This window comes from Roseateles sp. AC306 (genome assembly GCF_979253795.1).
This window is the reverse complement of the sequence record NZ_CEEDEB010000001.1, coordinates 1029208-1052919: the sequence shown is the minus strand read 5'-3', so window position 1 is coordinate 1052919 and position 23712 is coordinate 1029208. Positions and strand designations below refer to the sequence as shown.

Here is a 23712-nt window from a genome sequence, read left to right as displayed (position 1 = left end):
GAGTGGTAGTTCAGTTGGTTAGAATACCGGCCTGTCACGCCGGGGGTCGCGGGTTCGAGCCCCGTCCACTCCGCCAAGGATTCCATCGGAAATTCCGATTTCGGGATTTCGATAAACGAACGGCCAATTTATTGGCCGTTTGCTTTTTGAGTTTGCTTTTTGAGTTTGGTTTTCGAGTTTGTCCCCTTCGTCTAGAGGCCTAGGACACCACCCTTTCACGGTGATTACAGGGGTTCGAATCCCCTAGGGGACGCCAGTTTATTGGCAATCCCGTCGTAAGACGGCCAAGTTTGATGCGGCTTGCGAGTATTGAGAAATGCTCGAAATGCATCCCACATGGAGTGGTAGTTCAGTTGGTTAGAATACCGGCCTGTCACGCCGGGGGTCGCGGGTTCGAGCCCCGTCCACTCCGCCAAAATTGCAAATGCACCCAAACCCTTCTCGGGTTTGGGTGCATTTTGCTTTGAGGGATTTAAGAAGTTCAGGAAACGCCGCGTGCAGGCGCCGGCGCATTGCCAGCCTCATCACCGCCTCCGCCTCCGCCGCCCTGCGTCTGCGCTGCCGCAGCTGGGCGGGGTTCTGGCGGGGTCGAGCGCGGAGCCTCGCTGGGCGCCCGCTTGCCGCTGACGACGAGCCGTGCAAGCTTGACCACTTCGCTGGCTTGTGCGGGCAGGCCCCCGGCCAGCAGGCCAAAAACCAGGCCCAGACTCATCCATCCCTTGATTCGTCGCATTTCGAACTCCAGCTTTGCATCGGGCAAGGCATGACCAAGAGTGTTCAGCAATTGCAGCGACCAAACCAGGGTCGAGCGACGAATTGCGTTTTCACAGGGATGAACTGCAAATGATGCATGTGCCATTCGGGCTGCGTCTGAAAGCGAACCGGGCCCAGGGGCTGAATCATCGCGCCAAACGAGTAAGCCACTGCCCGTCAAATGCAAGAGTTGGCGTGCGCTAAAGGCCGAGTGCTTCGAAATCGACCCAGGCGAAATCAGCAGTCGCGGGCTTGGCCGTATCACTGAACGCATACAGCCCCATGTAGACACCGGTGAACCCGGTCGATGTCTCCGTCGACAGCTGGTGGGTGGGGATTCTGCACAAGGTCTGCCAGGCCTGTGCCTCGCCGGCTTGTCTCCAGGACAGGGTGTACTCGGCAGGGGTGGCGACGACCTGCAGTTGAACGGCGGCGCCTGACTTGATGGGCGCCGAGGCCACCACCCGGGGCTGGTTGCCCAGGCGCTGCTGGCATTCGACGCGGCGTTCCTCCAGACCGGTGACGCGCAGCAGCACATGGTGCGATTCATTCATCCGCAGGGCCACGCCGGCTGCGTCGCCATCGGCGGCAGGATTGAAGTCCAGCTCCGTTGCAAAGCGCTGGTTCAGGCGCTCTTGGCGGCGCCCGACGAAGGCAGGGGTGCCGATGACATCAAGGCCGGTGCGCGCGCCGATCAGCCGCAGGTGACCCGGCCGGTCGGTCAGTGACCAGCGGTCCTTGGCCAGCGTGCGCAGGAAGGCCCAGTGCGGCGCCAGCTTGCGATCAGCCGCAAAAATCTCACGCACCGGCGGTTGCGGCCAGGGTGCCCAGCCAGGAAGGCCGCGAGTCGGCTGAGCCTCGGCCAGCACGCCGTTCTGGCCGAATTCGGGCCAGTCATCCTTGCGCCAGTGCACGGGCGCAAGCAGCGTCTCGCGGCCGATGTGATGGTGACGGCCGCCCGCCGCCGACTGGGGGCGAATGGCCAGCAGCGTGGCCCACCACTCACCCTGCGGCGTGGTCACGAGATCGGCGTGGCCCAGCGCCTGCAGCGGATGCTCCGGCAGGTTGCGATGGGTCAGGACCGGGTTGTCGGGATGGGGCTCGAAGGGCCCCCAGGGCGACCGCGAGCGCGCCATCGTGATGCGGTGGTCGTAGGACGTGCCACCCTCGGCAATCATCAGGTAGTACCAGCCGTTTCGCTTGTAGAGATGCGGGCCCTCGGGCCAGATACCGCCCATGCCGCTCCACACCAGCCGGGGCTCTTCAAGCAGTTTGCCGGCCTTGAGGTCGACGCGAGCCTGATAGACGCCACCATTGCGGCCACCGCCGTGCCGCGTGTAGAACACGGTGCCGTCGTCGTCGAAGAAGAAGGACGGGTCCATGCCGAAAACCGGCTCTGGCAGGCGGACAGGGTCCGACCATTCCCCGGCCGGGTTGGTCGCGGTGATGAAGAAGTTGCCGATCCCGTCGACGTCGGTCGTCACGATGTAGAAACGGCCGCCCTCGCAGCGGATGGTCGGCGCAAAAATCGCCTGTGAACTCTTGCGGCCGACGAAGCTGATCTGCGTCTCGCGGGACAGGGCATTGCCAATCAGCCGCCAATGCACGAGATCACGGCTGTGATAGATCGGCAACCCTGGAAGGTACTCGAAGGTGCTGGTCACCAGATAGAAGTCGCTGCCAACGCGGCAGACGCTCGGGTCGGAGGCAAACCCGCTGACGACCGGGTTGCTGAAAGTGGCGGGCATGGACGCAGGCGCGTTGGCGGTTTGCTGCTTCGCCGCCTCGGGGGCAAGGCTTTGGGCGCCGCTTGGCGCGCAGGCGGCCAGCAGTGCGCCCGCAATGAAAGCCACGGTTGAGGGCAAGGATGTCACGCACAGGCTCCAAAGTTTTTCGGATGATAGCGATATCATCCAGTGTGTGACTCTTGGGGTTTGCTCGTGGAGGCGGCTACATCCCCAGAGTAATTTCGGGCAGTCTCATAGGTGGAGGTCGCGGTGGCGCCGTCCCAATTCCAATCGAAGAGGCCGGCGCTTTGATGCGATTTGCACATCCGAAAAGGCACTGTGGGTTGTATGGAAATGGTGGCGCAACCATTTGATGATAAGGTTGGGACTTGATCCCGTTAAGCGCGCCTGCGCACGCCGACGGGTCTGACGAGGTTGGTGGCGCAAGCCGATACCACGTAGATTGTTTTTTGCAGGCAAATGATATTTGGCGGCGTGGCGATAGCCTAGATTCGATCAGACATCGTCAATATCGCATTTTTGGAATCGAACGCATCGTGTGATGGTGACGCCTCCTGAATCGACGCTTTCGTCAATACTACGAAATATGGATAACCTGGAAGCCAACCAAGCGCAGCGGAACAAGCCAGCGACGCTGGCGGATGTCGGCCGGCGTGCCGGAGTTTCCGCTATGACGGTGTCGCGCGTTGTCAATGGCGAGCAAGCAGTCAGGGCCTCGACGCGTGACCGCGTCCTCGCTGCAATATCCGAATTGAAATACGTCTCCAGTCAGGAGATACGGCGGATTGTCGACATAGAACCCATCCGGGTCGGCGTGCTCTACAGCAACCCGAGCGCGGGTTACCTGAGTGAGTTTCTGATTGGGCTCATCAACGAAGCGAGTTCCAGCAGCGTGCAACTCGCCGTCGAATGGGTCGACCAACATCGTGGCGCCGGCAGCGTGGATTCATTCCTGGCCAGCGGCCTGGACGCGGTCATCATCGCGCCGCCGCTCAGCGACTGCGGTGCCCTGATCGACAGTGTTCTGGAGCGGGGCCTTGCCACCATGCTGGTGGCGCCGGGCAGGCCGGACGCCAGGGTGAGTTCCGTGGGGGTGGACCACTACGGCGCTGCGATGAAGATGACGCAGCATCTGATCGCGCTGGGACATGAACGCATCGGCTTCATCACCGGCAGCGCGACCCACAGCGCCACTGAATGCCGCTTGAACGGGTTCCGAAGTGCGATGCGCAGTGCGCGCTTGATCACGCCGGACGATTTCGTCGTGCCCGGCCTGTTCACCTACAACTCCGGGCTGGTGGCCGCTGAAACCCTGCTGGCCCGGGCGTCGCGCCCCACGGCAGTCTTTGCCAGCAACGACGACATGGCCGCAGCCACGGTGACGGTGGCTCATCAGCTCGGGCTCGACGTCCCGGGCGACCTGACCGTGGTGGGATGTGACGACACGCCGATCGCGACGAGCAGCCGCCCGGAGCTGACGACGATTCGCCAGCCGATCAGGATGATGGCCGCCAGTTCGGTCAGCCTGCTCGTGCGGCAGGTGAAGGCGAGGCGCGAGGCGCAGGAATTCGAGCCGCAGGTGGTGCATATGGACTGCGAGCTCATCCGGCGCCAGTCCGACGCCGCTCCCCGCAAACGGTCCGCAGTAACGCCTCTGCCGAAGTTGCGTGCAGTGAGTCGGGGTTGATCGCGCGAGCCGGGCAACTCACGCCGGGCATCAGAAAGGGCCGGCGCGAGCCAGCCCTGCGGTGAGCGCCGAGGTCGGCGCCCGGCTGGCGAGGATCAGAACTTCGCCTGCGCCGTCAGCTGGTAGGTGCGACCCGGATCCCAGTAGGTGCGCGTCGCGTACTCTTCCTGCACGAAGGACTTCTGTTTGGCCGCGCCCAGGTTGGCCACGTCGAAGTTGATCGACAGGCCCTTCTTCCAACCCACCCAATCGCCGATTTCCAGGCGCGTGGAGAGGTCCATCACGAAGTAGGCACGGTTCGCCTTGATGAGCCGGAAGGCGTTGTTGCCGTCCGAGGCCATCGTGTCGAACGAGCTCTGCGCCTGATAGCTGTTGCTGAGTCGAATGGAGCCGCGGCTGTTCTCGAAGTACACCGCCAGGTTGGCCGTGTAGGGTGACACACCGATGGGCACCTGGCCGCTGGTGCCGGCGTCCTGCATGGTGCGGGTGTAGTTGGTGACGAAACCGAAGCCGTTCCACGGCAGCCAGCGATCCAGCGACTGCGACCAGGTCAGCTCCACCCCCTTGAGTTTCATGACGTCAGCCGTGTTGACCGGCTGACTCAGCGTCATCAGGTGCTTGTCCGGGCCGCCGCTGGCGTTCACCGCCGTCTCGGCTTGGCTGCCCGCAGCGTAGGTGATGGAGTTGGGGCCGTAGATCTGACGGAGCTGCGTCAACGTCAGCTGCTGCGTCACCGAACGCGGGAAGTTCTTGATGTCCTTCTTGAAGAACGCGGCGGCGAGGTAGCTGCCCTTCTTGTCCGTGTACCACTCCCAGCCTAGGTCGAGATTTTTGGCCTCGAACGGTTTCAGATTCGGGTTGGTAGCCGACACCAGCTGGAAGGCCACGTCGTTGACGGTGAGCGTCAGCGGACGCAGGTCGCTCGGGTTGGCCCGCGTGATGGACTTGGACGCCGCCGCGCGCACGATCATGTCGTCAGCAATGCTGTAGGCCAGCGTCCCGCTCGGCAGGTTGGTGTTGTACGACGTGCGGCCTTGTGTCTCCACCACCTGCGCCGGGTAGCGCGCGCCCTGGCTCGCGTTGGTCGTGCCGCCGTCGGGCAGAGCGGTCGTGCGCGGGTCCGGCACGCTGGCGAAGATGCCGATGGTCTGCATGGCGTGCGTGTGGCGCAGGCCCAGGTCATAGCGCAGCAGGCGGTCGAAGATGCGCGCCTGGCCCGACACTTCCAGGTAGCTGCCGAAGACGTTCTCGCCAAAGCGCTGGGCCGACACGCCGCTGAAGCCGTTGCCGGTCGCAGGGATCAGGTTGCTGGACAGCTGGTTGTACTGAGTCGCCTCGGCGAAGCGGGCCCAGTCCAGGCTGACGAAGCCGGCGCGCCCCGGCGTCAGGTATTGCGACATGTCGGGCACGGCCGAGCCCAGGTAGGCCAGCGGCGGCTTGCCGGCGGTCCAGCCACTGCCGTAGCCGGGGTACTGGGTCAGCGGGTTCGTCAAGGCTGCGTTGGCCGCCGTGATGCTGCCGTTGCACGGGTTCGGGCCCGTGTTGTTGGGCGCCAGCATCTGGAAGTTCAGGTTGCCGCCGCAGGCAATGTTGGCCCAGCGGCCGTCGTCGCCCATGCCGGTGATGCTGCGGTTGTAGGTGTCATAGGCGATGCCGCCCTTGACCGTGAGCTTCTCGTCACCCCAGGCCAGGTTCCAGCGTGCGCCGCGGGTGCGGATCTCGCGGCCTTCACCGTTGATGGTGGCCGTGACGCCGGTCGGGCCGCCGGTGTACCAGCCGAAGGTCTTCGGGTCGTTGGGGTCGCTGCTCGGCGTGTAGACCGGGAAGTCGCCGTTGTGGCTGATGTTCGTGGTGAACGGCTTGGCCGCGTTGGTGGGCACCAGCAGCGTCGGCGCCAGGCGCTTGAAGCCGCTGCGCGCCATGTTGACCTGGCCGGTGAGCGTCCACTTGTCCGTGAGGCGCCACTCAAAGCCCGGGGTCAGCGATGTGAAGTGCGTCTTTTCGTCCTGGCGGCGCCATTCAAGGAAGCCCACCGTGTTCAGGAAGGTGCCGCCCGTGGCGAAGCAGTAGTTGCCGCAGTCGCTGCGGTCGTACGACATCCCCATCGGGATGGCGGCGCCGTTGCGCATGCTGATGTTGAAGTCGGAGCGTTCCTGCTTGTTCGTCTTGCTGCCCAGCAGCACGTCGACATAGGCGTCGAAGGCTTCCGTCGGCCGGAACTCGACGCTCAGCAGGCCGTTCAGGCGGTCGCGCTGCCCCTCGAAGTACACGGGGCGGGGCAGGCGGGGCACATAGCCGTTGTCCAGCTGCTGGTTGGTCGCACCGGGATTGAGTGTCTTGAGCAGTGCAGCGTCGATGGCCTGGCCGGCGGTCAGCGTCTGGGTCACGCCGCCGACGGTATAGGTGCCGGCCGCAGCAGCAGGCACGGTCGTGGGAATGTTCCAGGCGCCGGCAGTCGTACCGGCCGTGCCTGCGGTCGACTGCGACGGGATGGCCAAGCGGGGGGTGATCCAGTCCTGCACATAGCCCACCTCGAAGCCGCGGGTCGCCACGCGGTTGCGGGCGAAGGACGCGCCGACGAGCACGCCGAAGGTGTCGCCAAACGTGGTGCTGTACAGCGCCGTGCCGCGCGTGCTGGCGTGCGGCGACGGGTCGTTCTTGGCCAGTTGCAGCTTCAGCACGCCGCGTGTGCCGGCCTTGTCGAAGGGCCGGGCGGTGCGCATGTCCACAACGCCGGCGATGGCACCTTCCAGCGTCTGCGCCGTCGGGCTCTTGGACACGGTGACACGCGAGAACAGGTCGCCGGGCAGGAAGTCGAGGTCGACCTCGCGGTTCGCGTTGGAGGCGCTGCCGCCACTCGTGCCGGCGGACGCGATCGGCGCGCCGTTCAGCAGGATGCGCGTGAAGTTGGAGCCGAGGCCGCGCACCTGGATGTTCAGGCCTTCACCGGTGAAGTCGCGGTTGACCTGCACGCCTGGCACGCGGGAGATCGATTCCGCGAGGTTGTTGTCGGGGAACTTGCCGATGTCCTCGGCGTGGATGGAGTCGGACAGGCCGACGGTGTCGCGCTTCTCACGGGCCGAAGCTGCCAGCGAGCTGCGGAAGCCGCTCACCACCACGGTGTCGAGCTGCTGTTTGTCAGCAGGTGCAGCGGGTTGCTGCGCATAGGCTTGACTGACGAGCCCTGCCAGCACGGACAGCGTCATTGCGCCACGAGCGGCCCGCAACGGGCGACGGTAAGCCCGGACACGTGGGGTATTTTTCATTTTTGTCTCCTATGGCCGCGAGGGCCGGAACGTTGGAAGCCTTGCCAGGCCCTTGGTGCACAGCGCCAGGCGGCGCTTGTGCATCGTTGAAGCAAGTCCGTGTGCTGTTGCCATCACAACGGAGCCTGCGGAATTCACTGTCAGAAATTCAATTGTTAGACGCTACCAATCGCGTGGTACCTGGGTTTCACCCTTGCGACTTCAGGCCCGCGGTGCCCTGAGGTGGCTTCTCGTGGGCAAGGACTTCGGGTGATACGGAAATCGACATTGATCCGCGAAAAAAAGTGATCAAACCGACTCTGCGTGGTGTTGCGATTTGGCCAACTGGTTGACTGGTTTCCGGCGCAAGAGGGGCCTGTTGGTTCCGGTTTTCATAGATAAGCCAGCGCCGAAAACTCACTTGGAAGAGGCGGGCGCCGGCGCAGCGTTTGAGATGGGTAATGGCGCCGCGTTTGTGCGGGCGTTGCTACCGGGTCGTCTGCAAGGGAGCCATGTCATACGACCGAAACCTTGCGTGATTGCGTTATCAGTAGCGACTGAGCGAAGCGTTGTGGCGGCTCGTCACACCGGCGCTGAACAGGCCTTGGGTCGTGACAGCCGAGTTCGAGAAGCTGCCTGTCCATGCCGCCCTTTCCCGGCTGGACACCGATCTGCTCGCGGGCTGCCCGCCCCTGCGGCGCGCGGTAGGACGAACATGAAAACCGGTGCGCCTCAACCGGCGCTAGGGAAGGTTGTCCTTCAGGTAGATCTCGATGCGAATCGGGTCGACGCCGTGCAGCACCGGGCGCCTTGCCAACAAGTTCAGCGCCAGATGGCAAGAAGCCCGCGCTTCGTGTGAAACCGATTGGCCGATGACGGCGCTGGCGCTGTCATCCAGCAGGGCGGCGCGCGTGTCGGGCGTCAGTTCATGACAGACCCACGCGACCCGGCCGGTTGCGCCCGCCCCGCGCACTGCGGCGTGGATCCCGCTGTTGCCTGCACCGATGCTGTACAGCCCCACCAGATCAGGGTGCGCAGCGAGCAATTCCATTACAGCGGCTCGCGTGAGGTCGTCGCGGTCGTTGCATTCCATGGGTTCCAGCAGCGCCAGCCGAGGGTGCCTTGCGCCCATCAACTCGCCGAAACCTCGCAGGCGCTCGGCGTGGTCCTGCAAGCCGCGAGAGCCCATGATGATGCCGACGCGCCCACTCCGCTCGCCGGTGGAGCGGCCGAGCAGGGTGCCGGCTGTGCGGCCGGCAGCTGCGTTGTCTATGCCCACGAAATGCGTCGTTTGGCGCGTCGCGATCTGCGACACCAAGGTCACAACACAGGTGCCGTCCGCCGCCGTGCGTTCGACGGCTTCGCGCACCAACGGATGGTCCTGCAGCATCAGCACGATCGCGTCGTACTGCCCACGCAAGCGTTTCACTGCCGCAGCCGCAGCGGCGGGTGCGAAGGCATCGGTGGTGCGAATTTCTATGCGAGCCCCTTGTTCGAGCAACCAGGGAGCGAGCATCTCCAACTCGCTGCGCAGCATGGTGACGAAGTAGTTGTCACCGGCAGGCAGCAGGAAGCACAGCAGCGAGGCGCGATTGCGGGCAGGCGCCCGTGCTTGGACGACGGAGAGCCGCTGCAGGGCCTGCTGCACGCGTAGCAGCGTGCGATCACTGACGCCGGGGCGATGGTGCAGCGCGCGGTCGACCGTGGCCAGACTGACGCCAGCTTCACGGGCAACGTCGTTCAGCCGCGCACGATGTTCGTGTTTGGCGGAGGGCAATCGGATGCCCATGCTATCCAGGGGAGCGGATTGAGGATGCACGCTTGTCTCCGGATTCTTGTTATCGCTATCATATGAACTGATAGCTAACATGATCTTGGTGTTTCTACGGCTTCACCATGTGGCCGCCCTATCAGCGAGTCATGGGACGGCGGCACCGTCTTTCAGGATGCAGCGGTCCAGATGCTCACCAGGCGGAACGGCTTTCGCTAGCTTGGCAGTGGCTCGTGCAAGCACGAACTACTGTCAGCGTGGCGGCGTCGGACGTCACAGCGCCCGCGGGCTTCACGGTTGCTCCCTCAACAGCTTGTGCAGCGTCGGCGCCATTGCGCGCTGCCAGATGTCGTAGCCCTTGGCGTTAGGGTGAAGGAGGTCTGGCATGACGTCCCTGCTGAGCGTGCCGTCCGCATTGAGGAGGGCGGCATTGATATCCAGGAAGTGAACGCTGCGACCATTGGCCAAGCCCTGGATGAGCTTGTTCGTCTGCTCGTTGATGCCGCGCAGGAAGTCGTTCGGCTTGTCGCCGCGCGAGAAGATCGCCAGGAGCAATACCTGGGTTTTGGGCAGGCGCTTGCGCAGCTCATCGAGCAGGCGTTTGATCCCGGCCGCCGTCCTCTCCGGGACCTCTGCCCGATGTCCGGCGTTGTTGGTGCCGATCATCAGCACCGCCACCTTCGGCGCGATGCCGTCGACCTCGCCATGTTGCAGCCGCCACAGTACGTTTTCGGTGCGGTCGCCGCCGAAGCCGAGGGCGAGCGCATGGTGCGGCGCGAAGTGGCGCTGAAAGACTTCGCTGCCTTCCTTTTCCCAGCCCTGGGTGATGGAGTCGCCGATGAAGACGATCTCTGGCGGCGTGCCGGCGGCAATGAGCCTGGCCTTCTCTTCAAGCTTCTGCTCATGGCGTGGCCGCCACCAGTCAATGGCCCACGACTCGTCGAGCGTCGCCGGCGTGACCGACTCGGTGCGGTAGTCCGGGCAGGCCAGGCCTGCCTTGGCGGTGCGCGTGATGCGCACGTTGGCGACGCTGACGCGGCCCGCCCCGGTTGCCTCGATGCCAAACGGCAGCCCGACCCTTGAGAAGTCGGCCCCGTCGCGCACAAAGCAGCTCATGGGCAGCGCGACGTGCTGCCATCCCTTGCCGGCCCAGCGGCGGGCAGGTTCGATCAGGTTGACCGCCCGGTCGCAGCCCTCGCCGCATCCGACCTTGGCCCGCACGCCGCCTTTGGCCAGTTCGGCCACGTCGAGATCGAATTCCAGCGTGCCGCCCTCGTAGGGGCGCAGGTCCAGCGGCTCTGTGCTCTCGATCCGCAGCGAGGCCTGCCAGAGGTCTTTCCACTCCAGCAGCACGGCCTCGCGCTGACCACCTCTGATCAGAGCGCTGGCGCCGACGAAGCCAGCACGGGCGTATTTAGCGGTTGGCGGCGGCGCGACGACGCTGTCGCCCGCCAGTTCGACCTGCTTCTCCCAATGGCCTACGACGATGCGCCAGGCGCCGGCCGGTGCGGGAAGGATGGTCAGGTCAGGGCTTGGCTGCGTTTGCGCCACGCCAGCGAAGAAGACTGAAGCGGCGCCGAGCAGACCGGCGGCAGCACGTTTGGAGGTGATTCTGGAGAAGAGGGCGCTGGTCATTGGTGATAGCCGCCACAGGGCGGTGAGCCGGGCAGCCGCTGATTTGCTGCCAACATTTTGGTCATGCCACTTTGCCATATCGGTCGGGGGCCGTCCTGGGATTTTCCCCAGGGCTCACCGCTGCGCCGTCAGAGTCGCTAGCATTTGGTCAGTCCAATTGCCAGTCGTCCCACATGACTCAACAACGAAGCGGTGAACCTCGACGGCAATATCAGCTGGCCGCCGACCGCATTCGCGCGCTTATCGAGACCGACGGCATCACTACGGGATCGCGCCTGCCGGCGGAGCGTGAGCTGGCGTTGCGGCTCGGTGTGTCGCGACCCACTCTGCGCGAGGCGCTTCTGGCCTTGGAGATTGAAGGCCGTGTCGAAATACGCGGCGGCTCGGGGGTGTACCTCTGCGCCGCGCAAGGGGGTGAGGCGGCGACGCTCCCACTGGGGGAGAGTCCCGAGGAGCTCATGCAGGCGCGAGTCGTGCTCGAAAGTGCAGTCATCATGCTGGCCGCCGCAAGGGCTACGAAACTGGGTTTGCAGCGGGTTGAGGACGCGCTGGACGCGATGCGCGAAGACCATGTCCACGGGCGCAAGCCGGTGGAATCCGACAGGCGGTTCCACCTGAGCATTGCCGAGATGTGCGGGAACCCGGTGCTTGTCGGCATGGTTGAAACGCTCTTCGATGGGCGCCACAGCCCGCTCGCCAAGCACATGAGCGGCCGAGTCGAATCGCCGCATACCTGGCATGCCGCGCTGGTGGAGCACGAAGCCATCGTCCATGCGCTGGCTGCTCGCAACCCCCAAACCGCTTCAGCTGCGATGTGCAGCCATTTGCTCGCCTCGCGTGGCCGCTGGATCGGGGTTTCCTCTGAACCGGGTTTCCGTAGCGACGCCGACTAATGAGTGGCCGTGAAAAACGGAATCACATGGAGATCAAATTCAGCGTGCGTGACCGATTTTGTCTATGAATCGGGCAAAAAAAGACCGCCTCTGGGACGGTCTTGAATGACTTGAGAATATTGCTCTGGCGGAGAGGGCGGGATTCGAACCCGCGGTGGGGATAAACCCACACACGCTTTCCAGGCGTGCGACTTAAACCGCTCATCCACCTCTCCTGCAAGCCCGCAATCATAACGCAACGTAGCGGTCAAACGCAGGAGGGCAGCGGGCCGATGGCGCGGCGCCACTCGAGTTGATGAACGACATTGTTCAAATGGACCGTGCAGAGGGAAAGGCTCCTGACCCCAGAGCTTTCAGAACAGCGTCTCCTCGATCGCTTTAGTTCGGCGTCCCGCACTTCTTGTGCCCGCCACCGCCCTTCAGGGTCTTCGCGGATTTTTATCCAAGCGTCGTCAAACCTTGCCACCGGCCTTGAGCAGGCTCATGGCGGTGCCAATCAGACCGGCCACCTCACTCATATTGCCGGGCACGATCATGGTGTTGTTCTTCTGCGCGAGCTGCGCAAAGGCATCCACCGCTTTCTCTGCCACCTTGAGCTGAACGGCCTGGTCGCCGCCTGGCTGCTGGATGGCGGCGGCGATCTTGCGGATGGCGTCCGAGGTGGCATCGGCCACTGCCGTGATGGCCGCCGCCTCGCCTTGGGCGCTGTTGATCTCGGCTTGCTTTTCCCCCTCTGACCGGGCAATCGCCGCTTCACGCTCGCCAGTGGCGATGTTGATCTGTTCCTGACGGCGGCCTTCGGAGGCGGCGATCAGCGCGCGCTTCTCGCGCTCGGCCGTGATCTGGGCCTGCATGGAGTGCAGGATGGCCGGCGGGGGAGTCAGGTCCTTGATCTCGTAGCGCAGCACCTTGACGCCCCAGTTAAGCGCCGCCTCGTCCAAAGCCTCGACGACCGAGGTGTTGATGACGGCGCGTTCCTCGAAGGTTCGGTCCAGCTCCATGCGGCCGATGACGGAGCGCAGCGTCGTCTGGGCCAATTGGGTAATGGCGACAACGTAGTTGCTGGCGCCGTAGCTGGCGCGCATCGGGTCGGTGACCTGAAAGTAGAGGATGCCGTCGACGGTCAACTGGGTGTTGTCCTTGGTGATGCAGACCTGGCTCGGCACGTCGAGCGCGATCTCCTTCAGCGAGTGTTTGTAGGCCAGGCGGTCGACGAAGGGCACGAGGAAGTTCAGACCCGGTGTGAGCGTGCCGTGGTACTTGCCTAGGCGCTCCACCACCCATGCGTTCTGTTGCGGGACGACTTTGATCGAGCGCACCACGAAGATGGCTGCGATGACGAGAATGACGAGTGCGATCTGGAACCCCATGAGGCCTCCCGGTGTGTTGTTGGTCTGAAGATCAGCGGTCGAGCAGCAAGCAACTGCCTTCAACCGCGCGAATCACATGCCGGCCACTCTGCGCTGGCGCTGGGCCGATGAAGCGCGCCTGCCAGGCGGCCCCACGGTATTGCACCTTGGCCAGGCCATCGGCCGTCCATGAATCGACCTGGACGGACTGACCGACGTCGAGGTTGACATCGGGATTGCTGGCGGCGGGCGCGGCTGCGGGCATGCGGCTGCGCCTGAGATGCCAAGCTATGACCGCAGCGCCGCCCACGACGGCTGCGGTCAGCACTTGGCCGGTCTCGCCCAAGCCCAGGTGCGCCGCCAGCGCACCGGCGGCGGCGCCCACGGCAAGCATCAGCAGATAGAAGGTGCCGGTGGCCAATTCGACGGCGACCAGCACGCCCGCCGCGATCCACCAGGCGGTGGCCCAGTTCCAGTCCATCTTGTCTCCCGAGATCAATGTTGTCGGGTCAGTTTATAGACTGCGCTGACACGGGCCAAACACACTGCGGCCCTACACTTCGCCGCTTCGTTTTTTGATGCCCGCCCGCTGGAGGCTGCCCATGATCCGTTTTCACTTTCCCGTCGTCATCATCGACGAGGACTACCGCTCCGAGAACACCTCGGGCCTGGGCATCCGGGCGCTGGCCGAGGCCATCCAGAAGGAAGGCATGGAGGTGCTGGGCGTGACGAGCTACGGCGACCTGTCGCAGTTCGCCCAGCAGCAGAGCCGCGCCTCGGCCTTCATCCTGTCCATCGACGACGAAGAGTTCACGCCTGGCCCGGAGATGGACCCGGTGGTGCTGAACCTGCGCAAGTTCATCCAGGAGATCCGCAACCGCAACCCGGACATCCCCATCTACGTCTACGGCGAGACGCGCACCAGCCAGCATCTGCCTAACGACGTGTTGCGTGAGCTGCACGGCTTCATCCACATGTTCGAGGACACGCCGGAGTTCGTGGCCCGCCACATCATTCGCGAGGCCAAGAGCTACCTCGATGGCCTGGCGCCGCCGTTCTTCAAGGCGCTGATGGAATACGCACAGGACGGTTCCTACTCCTGGCACTGCCCGGGCCACTCCGGCGGAGTCGCCTTCCTGAAGAGCCCGGTCGGCCAGATGTTCCACCAGTTCTTCGGCGAGAACATGCTGCGCGCCGACGTGTGCAATGCGGTGGAGGAGCTCGGCCAGTTGCTGGACCACACCGGCCCGATCGCGCAGAGCGAAAAGAACGCGGCGCGCATCTTCAACGCGGACCACTGCTTCTTCGTCACCAACGGCACGAGCACGTCCAACAAGATGGTCTGGCACCACACGGTGGCGCCGGGCGATGTGGTGGTCATCGACCGCAACTGCCACAAGAGCAACCTGCACGCCATCATCATGTGCGGCGCCATCCCCGTCTTCATGACGCCGACGCGCAACCACTACGGCATCATCGGCCCCATCCCGGAAAGCGAGTTCAGCCCGGAGACCATCCGCGCCAAGATCGCCGCCAATCCGCTGCTGGCGCACATCGACCCGGCCACCGTCAAGCCCGCCATCGTCACGCTGACGCAAAGCACCTACGACGGCGTGCTCTACAACACCGAGACCATCAAGAGGAAGCTCGACGGCTACATCCCGACGCTGCACTTCGACGAGGCCTGGCTGCCGCATGCGGCCTTCCATGACTTCTATGGGCAATTCCACGCGATGGGCAAGAACCGCCCCCGCCCGAAGGAGGCCATGGTCTACGCGACCCAGTCCACGCACAAGCTGCTGGCCGGCATCTCGCAGGCCTCTCAGGTGCTCGTGCAGGACTCGCAGAGCGTCAAGCTCGACAAGCACCTCTTCAACGAGGCCTACCTGATGCACACGTCGACCTCGCCGCAGTACTCGATCATTGCGAGCTGCGACGTGGCGGCAGCCATGATGGAGCCTCCCGGCGGCACGGCGCTGGTGGAGGAAAGCATCCGCGAGTCGCTGGACTTCCGCCGCGCGATGCGCAAGGTCGAGGCCGACTATGCCGAGGACTGGTGGTTCAAGGTCTGGGGCCCAGACTTCCTGCGCGCGCAGGACGACCATGGCAGCCAGCCGGTAGCGGACGACTGGATGTTGCATGCCGACGAGGACTGGCATGGCTTCGGTGGCCTGGCCGAAGGCTTCAACATGCTGGACCCGATCAAGTCCACCATCATCACGCCCGGGCTGGACATGGAAGGGCGCTTCGCCACGACCGGCATCCCGGCGTCCGTCGTCACCAAGTTCCTCGTGGAGCACGGTGTGGTCGTCGAGAAGACCGGGCTGTACTCCTTCTTCATCATGTTCACCATCGGCATCACCAAGGGCCGCTGGAACACGTTGCTGACCGCGCTGCAGCAGTTCAAGGACGACTACGACAAGAACGCGCCGCTGTGGCGCATCCTGCCGGAGTTCTGCGCCAAGTTCCCGAAGTACGAGCGCATGGGTCTGCGCGACCTGTGCCAGAGCATCCACCAGGCCTACGCCGAGGGCGACATTGCGCGGCTGACGACGGACATGTATTTGTCCAATCTGCAGCCGGCCATGACGCCCACCGATGCCTACGCCCACATCGCCCAGCGCCGCACGGAGCGCGTCGGCATCGATGATCTGGAAGGCCGCATCACGACTTCTCTGTTGACGCCTTACCCGCCCGGCATTCCGCTGCTGGTGCCCGGGGAGCGCTTCAACAAGAAGATCGTCGACTACCTGAAGTTCACTCGCAGCTTCAATTCCAAGTTCCCGGGCTTCGCGACCGACGTGCACGGCCTCGTGCACGAGATCGACGAAGAGACGGGGCGCGGCTTCTACTACGTCGATTGCGTCAAAGCCTGACCCTCATCAGGTCATGAAGCCCAGGTCCTGCGGCGCGAAGGCGCCGAGGGCCGGGAACGCGGTGCCGAGGCCCGCTGCGTCCACTCCGAACCAGCGCGCCAGCGTCGCGCCGAACTGCTCCAGCGAGGTGCTGGGAATGAGCGCGCCGCGGCTGCCCGAGTCGTCGGTACCGCCGAGCGCCGGGTAGGGGAAGCGGCCATAGACCTGGCCGCCCTTGACCGCGCCGCCGAGGATGAGGTGATGGTTGCCCCAGCCGTGGTCGCTGCCCGAGCCGCTCGGTTGCAGCGAACGGCCGAACTCGCTCTGCGTGAAGCTGGTGACGAGCTGCGACACGCCGAGTTCCACGGTCGCGTTGTAGAACGCACCCATCGCGTCGCCGAGCTGGCGCAGCAGGTCCCACTGCTGCCAGCTCTGGCCGCTGTGCGTGTCGAAGCCGCCAAGCTGCACGAAGAAGACCTGGCGTCGCACGCCGACGCTGCCGCGCAGCGCGACGACGCGGGCGACCTGCTGCAGCTGGCGGCCGAGGTCCGTGCCTGGGAAGACGGTGTTGACCGTCCCGGCGCCGCTGCTGCGCAGCAGCGTGCCGAGGCTGAGCGCATCACGCCTGACCTGGTTGGCCGCCTGGATCAGCTTCACGCCGCCATCCAGCGCCAGGATCTCGTTCAGCGCCTGGCTGCGCGCGGCGGTGGCCGAGGCAGGCCAGGTGTCCATGCCGCTGACGTCCAGATTGAAGCCCGGCACCAGGTTGGCGCTGGGCACTTGCGCGCCGTTGGCGAACAAGGCGCCGCCGGCCATCGACACGGCCGCCGGGAAGCGTGACGCGCCATTGCGCGCGAGGAAGGCATCCGCCGTGCGGCCGCCCCAGCCGGTGCCGCCGCCGCTGCCATTGCCAGCCTGCGTTTGCAGCATCTGGTCGGAGTGCGAGAAGAGGTTGGCGGGCAGCGTCGCCGTGCCGGCCAGGATCTGCGCACGCGTCGTCGGCGCCAGCAGCGGGCCGACGTTCGCGATCGCCGCGAGCTTGCGTTGCGCCCACAGCGGGTGGATGGTCTGCAGCCCCGAGTTCAGCGCATAGGGCAGACCGTCGGTCGTCGTGATGGGCAGCAGGCTGGCGGACTGGTCGGGCAGTGCCAGGCCGCCGCGCAGGCTGCGGTAGGCGGCGTAGGCGGCGGTGCTCTGCGGGACGAGCACGTTGTGCCCGTCGCAGCCACCAGCCAGGAAGACGCAGACGAGGGCGCGGTAGTCCTCGGTGCCTTGCGCCAGGCTCGGCAAGGCGGGCGTGGCGGTGAGCGCGCAGGCGGCGTGCAGCAGCGCGCGGCGGGTCGTGTTGTGAGCGGTCATGTTGTCGTCCCCTCTCAATGTTGGATGGCGTGCTGGCCGGACAGCAGCGTCAGGTACAGCGCCGTCTGCATGCGCTGCGTCGCGTCGGACTGGGCGTTGATCGCGTTCGCCAGGCTCTGGCGCATGGCGCTCGGCATGCGCCCCCACAGCAGCTGTTGATCCACCGCGTTGATCAGCGCCGTCGTGTCGTTGGCAACCGCCATGAACGGCTGCAGGTTGGTGCGCATGTTGGCGCCCGGCTGGGTCAGCAGTGCCCACATCAAGTTGCCGCGCAGCGTCGCCTCGGTGGGTGTGTAGATCTGGAATTCGGGCGCGGCCAGCGTGGTCTGCGGCAGGCGGAAGAGCTGGGAGTAGTGGCCGAAGACGGACGGCGGCGTCAGCGGCGTCTGGCCTGTGCGGCCGATCTCCCAGCCGAGTGCGTTGCCGGGCTGGAAACCGCCGTTAAGCGCCCGCAAGGTGGCGGCGATGTGCTGCATCGGGTCACGCAGCCGGCCGTCGTTGGTGGCGGCCAGGTCATTGCGCGCTTCCGCGTCGAGCAGGATGGCCCGCACGACGGCGCGCAGGTCGCCGCGCACGCCGCTGCCATTGTTGATGAAGACAGCCGCGACGCGCTGCACATACGCCGGGCTCGGGTTGCTCTTGACCAGTTGGCGGATCAGCCGTTGGGACACGAAGGGCGGCGTGTTGGCGTGCTGGAAGAGGCAGTCCAGCGTGGCCTTCAAGTCGGCGTCCGCACCCTGGCTGGCGGACAGGTTGCAGCCGAGGAAGCTCTTGGCCCGCTGGTCGTGGTTGACCTCTCGCAGCACCATCGGCCCACTGAAGTTCTCCCAGTTGTTGGCGCCAGTGCCGACATAGGTCCAGCCCGTCAGCGCCAGCGCGATCTGCTGCACGGTGGTCTGGTCGTAGGTGGGTATCGTCCGACCCGCAAGATCGAGCTGCGGGCTCCCGTCGGCATTCAGCTTGACGAGGCCGATGGTGAACAGCTGCGTCAACTCCCGCGCGAAGTTCTCGTTCGCCGCCGAGCCGCCGAGCGGCTTGTTGCTGTTGGCGAGGTCGAGGTACTTGCCCATCTGCGGGCTGCGTGCCACTTCCTCCAACAGCGCGCGGTAGTTGCCGAAGGCGTGCTTGCTGAGCGTGCGCAGGTGCGGCACCAGTTCGTTGGGGTAGATGTTCTTGTTGGCCGAGATGACGAGGACCTGGGCCAGCGCATAGGCCACGCGTTGGCGCAGCTGGTCCGGCGCGTCGGTCAGGCGGTTCAGCATCTGGGACGCCACGGTGGACGTGCCGTTGTCGGTCGGCAGCGCGATGGGCGTCTCGGGCAGCGCGAACTGCTCGTTCAGCCAGGCGTCGGCGCCCAGGCTCTGCACGCGGGCGACGGCCGTGGCGTTCGGGCCAAAGCTGGCCTGCTCGAGCAGGCGTGCCGCCGCGAGGTTGGCCGTGCCCTGGCCGGGGCCGGGTACGGGGGAGGGGGAGGGGGCTGGCGCGGGCGCGGGCGATGGCGCAGGAGCCGGAGCCGGAGCCGGAGCCGGAGCCGGAGCCGGGGAGGGCGCTGGAGCGGGGCCGGGTGCGGGCGCGGTGGCCGACACACTGAGGTTGACGACGTCCGAGCCGATCGCGCCCAGCCCCGTCGCCCACACCTGCACCGGCTGGCTTTTGCCCAACCACGCGCTGGGTGCGACCGCTGTGGCCTGCAGCTGCGTCGCGGAGAGCCGCGTCACCGTGGCCTGCACGTCGCCGATCTTCACGGCCACGTTGCCCGGGAAGGCCGCGCCGTTCAGCCGGATCGTGAACGCACCCACCGGCACGCTGGCCGGGCTGGCACTCCAAAGCCGAGGCTGTACCTGCGTGACGATCAACGTGATGCTGCCGGACTTGGCGGGGTAGGCCGTGCTCGTCGCCTTGACGATGACGCTGTTGGCCACCGGCACGGCGGCCGGCGCTACATAGCGTCCCGTACTGTCCACCGTTCCCACACTGGCATTGCCGCCCGCAATATCGTTGACGCTCCAAGTCACCCCGTTCGGCGACAACGGCACATAGGCGGTGAGCTGGCGCGTGCTGGCAACTGGTAGGCTGCCGCTGCTGTAGACGGTGATGGTCTGCGCGAACAACGGCGCGGCGCCGAGACTGCCCAGCAGGGTCAGCGTGGCAAGGCGGCCAAGACGTAACGGGTGGAGGGCGGGCATGAGCGGCTCCGTGAGGCGACCGCTACTGGCGTGCAACCACCATGCCGGCATTTACCGGCGCAAAAGTGACCAGACGCGTCGCCGTTGGACGCTGCAGCTGCCGGCCGGCTGACGAGATTTGTCACAGGCCGACGGGTTGTGTCACATCGCGTTCGCAGAGCTGATGTTCGCCGATGTCACCAGATGTGAGCTTGTTACACGCGCCGCGGCCAGATGCCTAGAACTAGGGTGTCGGGAGAAATGACATCACCGGCGTTCAACCCGGGCAAGCCGCATCGATACCGATCCTGGTCTAAGAAAAATCGACGATATGGCAGTGACTTGCGGGAGCTAGGGGGGCAATCTGGCATGGGCTATGCGCCCAGTGACCGCGTCCACAACTGTTTGAGACCCCTCCATGAAAGCAACTTACAAAATCGTGGCAGCAGCGGCGGCACTGGCAATGGCCTCCGCAGCGCAGGCCGTGCCCGTCGCCTTGACCAAGCTGACAGGCATCACCGGTGGCACGCTGGCCGGCACGGCGGTCTACAAGGCTGACCTGTCCAGCGTCGGTCTCTCCAGCATCCTGTCCATCGGCATCCGCGACAACAGCAGCATGCTCGGCGGCTCAACCGGCCAGTTCTCGGGCTTCGACCTCGACGCCATCAAGCTGTCGACGACCGACTGTGCCGACGCCGCCTGCGCCAGCGCAGCGCTCGGCTTGTCGGTGTTCGACTTCACGACCGGCACCGTGTTTGCGGCGGGCGCCCAGCGCGCCCCGGCCGATGCCAAGCTCTTCGGCACGGATGGCTCGGGCATGGCGGTCGACAACGCCGTCGCGACGCTGGGCCTGTTCGATGCAGAGTCCTCGACCGGCAGCCCCTTCGGTTTCCTGAGCATGGGTGACGACGGCATCATCGACTTCAACCTGACCGCAGCAGTCACGACGACCGGCCTCTTTCTCTACATCGGCGAGGTCGGCGACAACGGCGAGGTCGCGGCCGGCTCCATCATCGTGCGCGACACGAACTCGGTGCCCGAGCCCGCTGGCCTGGCGCTGCTCGGCCTGGCCGCAGCAGGCGTCGCCTCCCGGCGCCGCCGCTGAGTCAGCCTTACTCCCCGGCCATCGCGATCTGGCTAAAGCCGCCGTCCACGTAGGTGATCTCGGCGCTGATGCCAGCCGCGAGGTCGGACAGCAGGAAGGCGGCGGTGTTGCCGACGTCGTCGATGGTCACGTTGCGGCGGATCGGCGCCTGGGCCGCAAATTGGCCCAGCAGCTTGCCGAAGTCCTTGATGCCGGATGCCGCGAGCGTCTTGATCGGGCCGGCCGAGATGCCGTTCACCCGGACGCCCTTCGGGCCCAGCGCCTGCGCGAGGTATCGCACGCTGGCCTCTAGGCTCGCCTTGGCCAGGCCCATGGTGTTGTAGTTGGGCACGATGCGCAGGGCGCCGAGATAGCTCAACGTCAATAGGGCGGCGCCGGCGCGCAGCCGCGGCGCCGCGAGTTTGGCCATGGCCGGAAAGCTGTAGGCCGAGATATCGTGGGCGATGCGGAAGTTCTCGCGCGTCATGCCTTCGAGAAAATCGCCGGCAATCGCTTCACGCGGCGCAAAGCCAATCGAATGGACGAAGCCGTCGAACTCCGGCCAGGCCGCGCCGAGTTGATTGAACAGCGCTTCCAGTTGTTCATCGCTGGTCACGTCGCAGTCATAGATCAGCTGCGAACCAAACTCGGCAGCGAACTCGGTGATGCGCTCCTTGAAACGCTCGCCCTGGTAGCTGAACGCCAGCTCGGCGCCTTCGCGGTGGCAGGCCCGGGCGATACCGTAGGCGATGGAGCGGTTGGACAGCACGCCCGTGATCAGCAGCCGCTTGCCGGCGAGAAAGCCCATTCTTGTCTCCTGTGAGGTCTCAAACAGCCTCAGATTCTGTCACGCGCAGTGGCCCGCGACTTGCCGGCATGGGACTTGCACCGTACAATCCGACTTTCACCGAAAACGGGGCTAGCGCCTCGCCAGCCCCGGACGACATCCCCCGGCGCTGGCCGTCATTGGTTTTGGTGAAACGAGTTGGGCGGATTCATCCAGCCCATTTTTTTTGCTTTTTCGCTTTTCTTCTAGATCCAAACCCGCCCCCGCATGAGTTGGCAAACCGCTGTGGAAACGACCGTAACCGGACTCGGTTATGAACTCGTGGACTGCGAACGCAGTGCCAGTGGTGGAACGCTGCGCGTGACGATCGACAAGCTGGGCCCGCAGGTGGGTGCCGGCGAGCTGATCGACGTGGATGACTGCGAAAAGGTCACCCGCCAGTTGCAGTATGTACTCGAGGTCGAGGGTTTGGAGTATTCCCGGCTTGAGGTGTCCTCGCCGGGTCTGGACAGGCCGCTGAACAAGGCTGCGCACTACGCGCGCTTTGCGGGCCAGGAAATCGACATCACGCTCAAAGCACCTTTCCAGGGCAAGAAAAAGTACCGCGGCGTGGTGAGCGCCCAGCCGCAAGCTGAGAACGACCAGGCCTGGCGTCTGGTGTTCGACGACGGCGAGGCCGATCAGGCGCTGGATTTCACGCTCGATGAAGTGCGTGAGGCACGTCTCGTGCCGGTGATCAGCTTCAAGGGGCGTGGCGGCGAGCCGGCGCCCGACCGCAAGCCGGGCCAGCGTGGCGTCATCAAGCCGAAAAAAGCAGCAGCTAAGAAACAAGCGGGCGCATCCACCGAGGTGGCGCCCGGCCAAGACAAGGTTGACGGAGGTCTCAAGCAATGAACCGCGAAATGTTGATGCTGGTGGACGCGATCTCACGCGAGAAGAGCGTGGAGCGCGATGTCGTGTTCGGTGCGGTCGAAGCCGCCCTGGCATCGGCCACCAAGAAGTTTTACGGCGCTGAGGCCGACATCCGCGTCAGTGTGGATCGCGAATCGGGCGAGTACGAGACCTTCCGCCGTTGGCACGTCGTCCCGAACGAGGCCGGCCTGCAGATCGCCGACGCCGAGATCCTGCTGTTCGAAGCCCAGGACCAGATCGCCGACATCGAGGTGGACGACCACATCGAAGAGCCCGTCGAGTCCGTGCCCATCGGCCGCATCGGCGCGCAGGCGGCCAAGCAGGTCATCCTGCAGAAGATCCGCGATGCCGAGCGCGAGCAACTGCTGAACGACTTCATGTCGCGCGGCGAGAAGATCTTCGTCGGCACGGTCAAGCGCCTGGACAAGGGCGACATCATTGTCGAAAGCGGCCGCGTGGAAGGCCGCCTGAAGCGCAGCGAGATGATCTCGAAAGAGAACCTGCGCACCGGTGACCGCGTGCGCGCCATCATCCTCGGCGTGGACCCGACGCAGCGCGGCCCGCAGATCATGCTGTCGCGCTCCAGCCCCGAGTTCATGAAGGAACTCTTCGCGCAGGAAGTGCCGGAAATCGAGCAAGGCCTGCTAGAGATCAAGAGCTGCGCCCGCGACAGCGGTTCGCGCGCCAAGATCGCCGTCATCAGCCATGACCGCCGCGTCGATCCCATCGGCACCTGTGTCGGTGTGCGCGGTTCGCGCGTCAACGGCGTGACGACCGAGCTGGCCGGCGAGCGCGTCGACATCGTGCTGTGGAGCGAAGACCCGGCCCAGTTCGTCATCGGCGCGCTGGCCCCGGCGAATGTGCAATCGATCGTTGTCGATGAAGAGCGCCACGCGATGGATGTCGTCGTCGACGAGGAAAACCTCGCCATCGCCATCGGCCGTGGTGGCCAGAACGTGCGCCTGGCGTCCGAACTGACCGGCTGGCGCATCAATATCATGTCGGCCGAAGAATCGGCCGCCAAGCATGAAGTCGAGGCCGAAAGCGTCCGCAAGCTCTTCGTCGAGAAGCTCGACGTCGATGCCGAGGTCGCCGACATCCTGATCGCCGAGGGCTTCACCAGCCTGGAAGAAGTCGCCTACGTCCCGATGCAGGAAATGCTCGAGATCGAGGCCTTCGACGAGGACACCGTCAACGAGCTGCGCACCCGCGCCAAGGATGCGCTGCTGACGGCGGAAATTGCTCGCGAAGAGAAGGTTGACGATGTGTCGCAAGACCTGCGCGACCTCGAAGGCGTGACTCCCGAGCTGTTGAGCAAGCTGGCCGAGGGTGGCATCAATACCCGCGACGACCTGGCCGACCTGGCCGTGGACGAGCTGGTCGACCTGTCCGGCCTGGACGAAGCGGCGGCACGCACGCTGATCATGAAGGCTCGTGAACATTGGTTCAACGACTGATCGATCAACCCA

16 protein-coding genes and 3 tRNA genes are annotated in these 23712 nt (G+C 65.0%); 8 read left to right on the top strand and 11 right to left on the bottom strand.

What is annotated here, in order from left to right; all coding sequences use genetic code 11:
* Positions 1–180 precede the first annotated feature (180 nt).
* Both AC0IZJ_RS04500 and AC0IZJ_RS04495 read left to right on the top strand, forming a co-directional pair.
* Positions 181–256, top strand: a tRNA-Glu gene (locus AC0IZJ_RS04500).
* Between the two features lie 82 nt (positions 257–338).
* Positions 339–415: transfer RNA gene (locus AC0IZJ_RS04495), tRNA-Asp, on the top strand.
* A 66-nt stretch (positions 416–481) separates the two neighbouring features.
* On the opposite strand, the gene AC0IZJ_RS04490 is transcribed toward AC0IZJ_RS04495, so the two are convergent.
* Positions 482–859 carry a hypothetical protein gene (locus AC0IZJ_RS04490; protein WP_471847048.1) on the bottom strand — a complete coding sequence of 126 codons (378 nt, stop codon included), beginning with the start codon at positions 857–859 and terminating at the stop codon, positions 482–484.
* Positions 860–953: 94 nt separating this feature from the next.
* Positions 954–2501 (bottom strand): glycoside hydrolase family 43 protein, encoded by a 1548-nt coding sequence (locus AC0IZJ_RS04485; protein WP_471847046.1) that lies wholly within the window; start codon positions 2499–2501, stop codon positions 954–956.
* Between the two features lie 541 nt (positions 2502–3042).
* On the opposite strand from AC0IZJ_RS04485, the gene AC0IZJ_RS04480 reads away from it, so the two are divergent.
* The gene (locus AC0IZJ_RS04480; protein ID WP_471847044.1) at positions 3043–4188 is read left to right on the top strand and encodes a LacI family DNA-binding transcriptional regulator; all 1146 of its coding nucleotides are present in this window, start codon (positions 3043–3045) and stop codon (positions 4186–4188) included.
* Between the two features lie 95 nt (positions 4189–4283).
* Here the strand turns inward: AC0IZJ_RS04480 and AC0IZJ_RS04475 are convergent, their stop codons facing one another.
* The 3 genes from AC0IZJ_RS04475 to AC0IZJ_RS04465 form a co-directional block, all read right to left on the bottom strand.
* Positions 4284–7454 (bottom strand): TonB-dependent receptor, encoded by a 3171-nt coding sequence (locus AC0IZJ_RS04475; RefSeq protein WP_471847042.1) that lies wholly within the window; start codon positions 7452–7454, stop codon positions 4284–4286.
* A gap of 721 nt (positions 7455–8175) precedes the next feature.
* Positions 8176–9222, bottom strand: coding sequence for a LacI family DNA-binding transcriptional regulator (locus tag AC0IZJ_RS04470; RefSeq protein WP_471847040.1), 1047 nt, complete (start codon positions 9220–9222; stop codon positions 8176–8178).
* 273 nt (positions 9223–9495) lie between these two features.
* Complete coding sequence (locus AC0IZJ_RS04465) at positions 9496–10839, bottom strand: GDSL-type esterase/lipase family protein (protein WP_471847038.1); 1344 nt, start codon at positions 10837–10839, stop codon at positions 9496–9498.
* Positions 10840–11012: 173 nt separating this feature from the next.
* Between AC0IZJ_RS04465 and AC0IZJ_RS04460 the strand changes: the two genes are divergently transcribed.
* Positions 11013–11732 (top strand): FadR/GntR family transcriptional regulator, encoded by a 720-nt coding sequence (locus AC0IZJ_RS04460; protein ID WP_471847036.1) that lies wholly within the window; start codon positions 11013–11015, stop codon positions 11730–11732.
* 125 nt (positions 11733–11857) lie between these two features.
* Here the strand turns inward: AC0IZJ_RS04460 and AC0IZJ_RS04455 are convergent.
* From AC0IZJ_RS04455 to AC0IZJ_RS04445, 3 genes are all read right to left on the bottom strand, one after another.
* Positions 11858–11947: transfer RNA gene (locus tag AC0IZJ_RS04455), tRNA-Ser, on the bottom strand.
* Positions 11948–12184: 237 nt separating this feature from the next.
* On the bottom strand, positions 12185–13102 hold the full coding sequence (locus tag AC0IZJ_RS04450) for an SPFH domain-containing protein (RefSeq protein ID WP_471847034.1): 918 nt from the start codon (positions 13100–13102) through the stop codon (positions 12185–12187).
* A 31-nt stretch (positions 13103–13133) separates the two neighbouring features.
* Positions 13134–13562 carry an NfeD family protein gene (locus AC0IZJ_RS04445; protein WP_471847032.1) on the bottom strand — a complete coding sequence of 143 codons (429 nt, stop codon included), beginning with the start codon at positions 13560–13562 and terminating at the stop codon, positions 13134–13136.
* Between the two features lie 121 nt (positions 13563–13683).
* On the opposite strand from AC0IZJ_RS04445, the gene AC0IZJ_RS04440 reads away from it, so the two are divergent.
* The gene (locus AC0IZJ_RS04440) at positions 13684–15957 is read left to right on the top strand and encodes an Orn/Lys/Arg family decarboxylase (RefSeq protein ID WP_471847030.1); all 2274 of its coding nucleotides are present in this window, start codon (positions 13684–13686) and stop codon (positions 15955–15957) included.
* A 6-nt stretch (positions 15958–15963) separates the two neighbouring features.
* Here AC0IZJ_RS04440 and AC0IZJ_RS04435 read toward each other — a convergent pair whose 3' ends face one another.
* On the bottom strand, positions 15964–17295 hold the full coding sequence (locus tag AC0IZJ_RS04435; RefSeq protein ID WP_471847028.1) for a DUF1501 domain-containing protein: 1332 nt from the start codon (positions 17293–17295) through the stop codon (positions 15964–15966).
* A gap of 14 nt (positions 17296–17309) precedes the next feature.
* Complete coding sequence (locus tag AC0IZJ_RS04430) at positions 17310–19481, bottom strand: DUF1800 domain-containing protein (protein ID WP_471847026.1); 2172 nt, start codon at positions 19479–19481, stop codon at positions 17310–17312.
* Positions 19482–19878: 397 nt separating this feature from the next.
* Here AC0IZJ_RS04430 and AC0IZJ_RS04425 point away from each other — a divergent pair, with 397 nt between their 5' ends.
* A complete protein-coding gene (locus AC0IZJ_RS04425; RefSeq protein WP_471847024.1) occupies positions 19879–20565 on the top strand; it encodes a PEP-CTERM sorting domain-containing protein in 687 nt (228 codons plus the stop codon).
* Between the two features lie 7 nt (positions 20566–20572).
* On the opposite strand, the gene fabI is transcribed toward AC0IZJ_RS04425, so the two are convergent.
* Positions 20573–21352, bottom strand: coding sequence for an enoyl-ACP reductase FabI (gene fabI / locus AC0IZJ_RS04420; RefSeq protein WP_471847022.1), 780 nt, complete (start codon positions 21350–21352; stop codon positions 20573–20575).
* 246 nt (positions 21353–21598) lie between these two features.
* Between fabI and rimP the strand changes: the two genes are divergently transcribed.
* Both rimP and nusA read left to right on the top strand, forming a co-directional pair.
* Entirely contained in the window at positions 21599–22225 is a 627-nt protein-coding gene (gene rimP, locus AC0IZJ_RS04415) for a ribosome maturation factor RimP (protein ID WP_457425189.1), read from the top strand.
* Positions 22222–23700: a transcription termination factor NusA gene (gene nusA, locus AC0IZJ_RS04410; protein ID WP_471847020.1), complete on the top strand. Its 1479-nt coding sequence runs from the start codon at positions 22222–22224 to the stop codon at positions 23698–23700. The genes rimP and nusA overlap by 4 nt, the downstream gene beginning before the upstream one ends.
* The last annotated feature ends 12 nt before the right edge of the window (positions 23701–23712 follow it).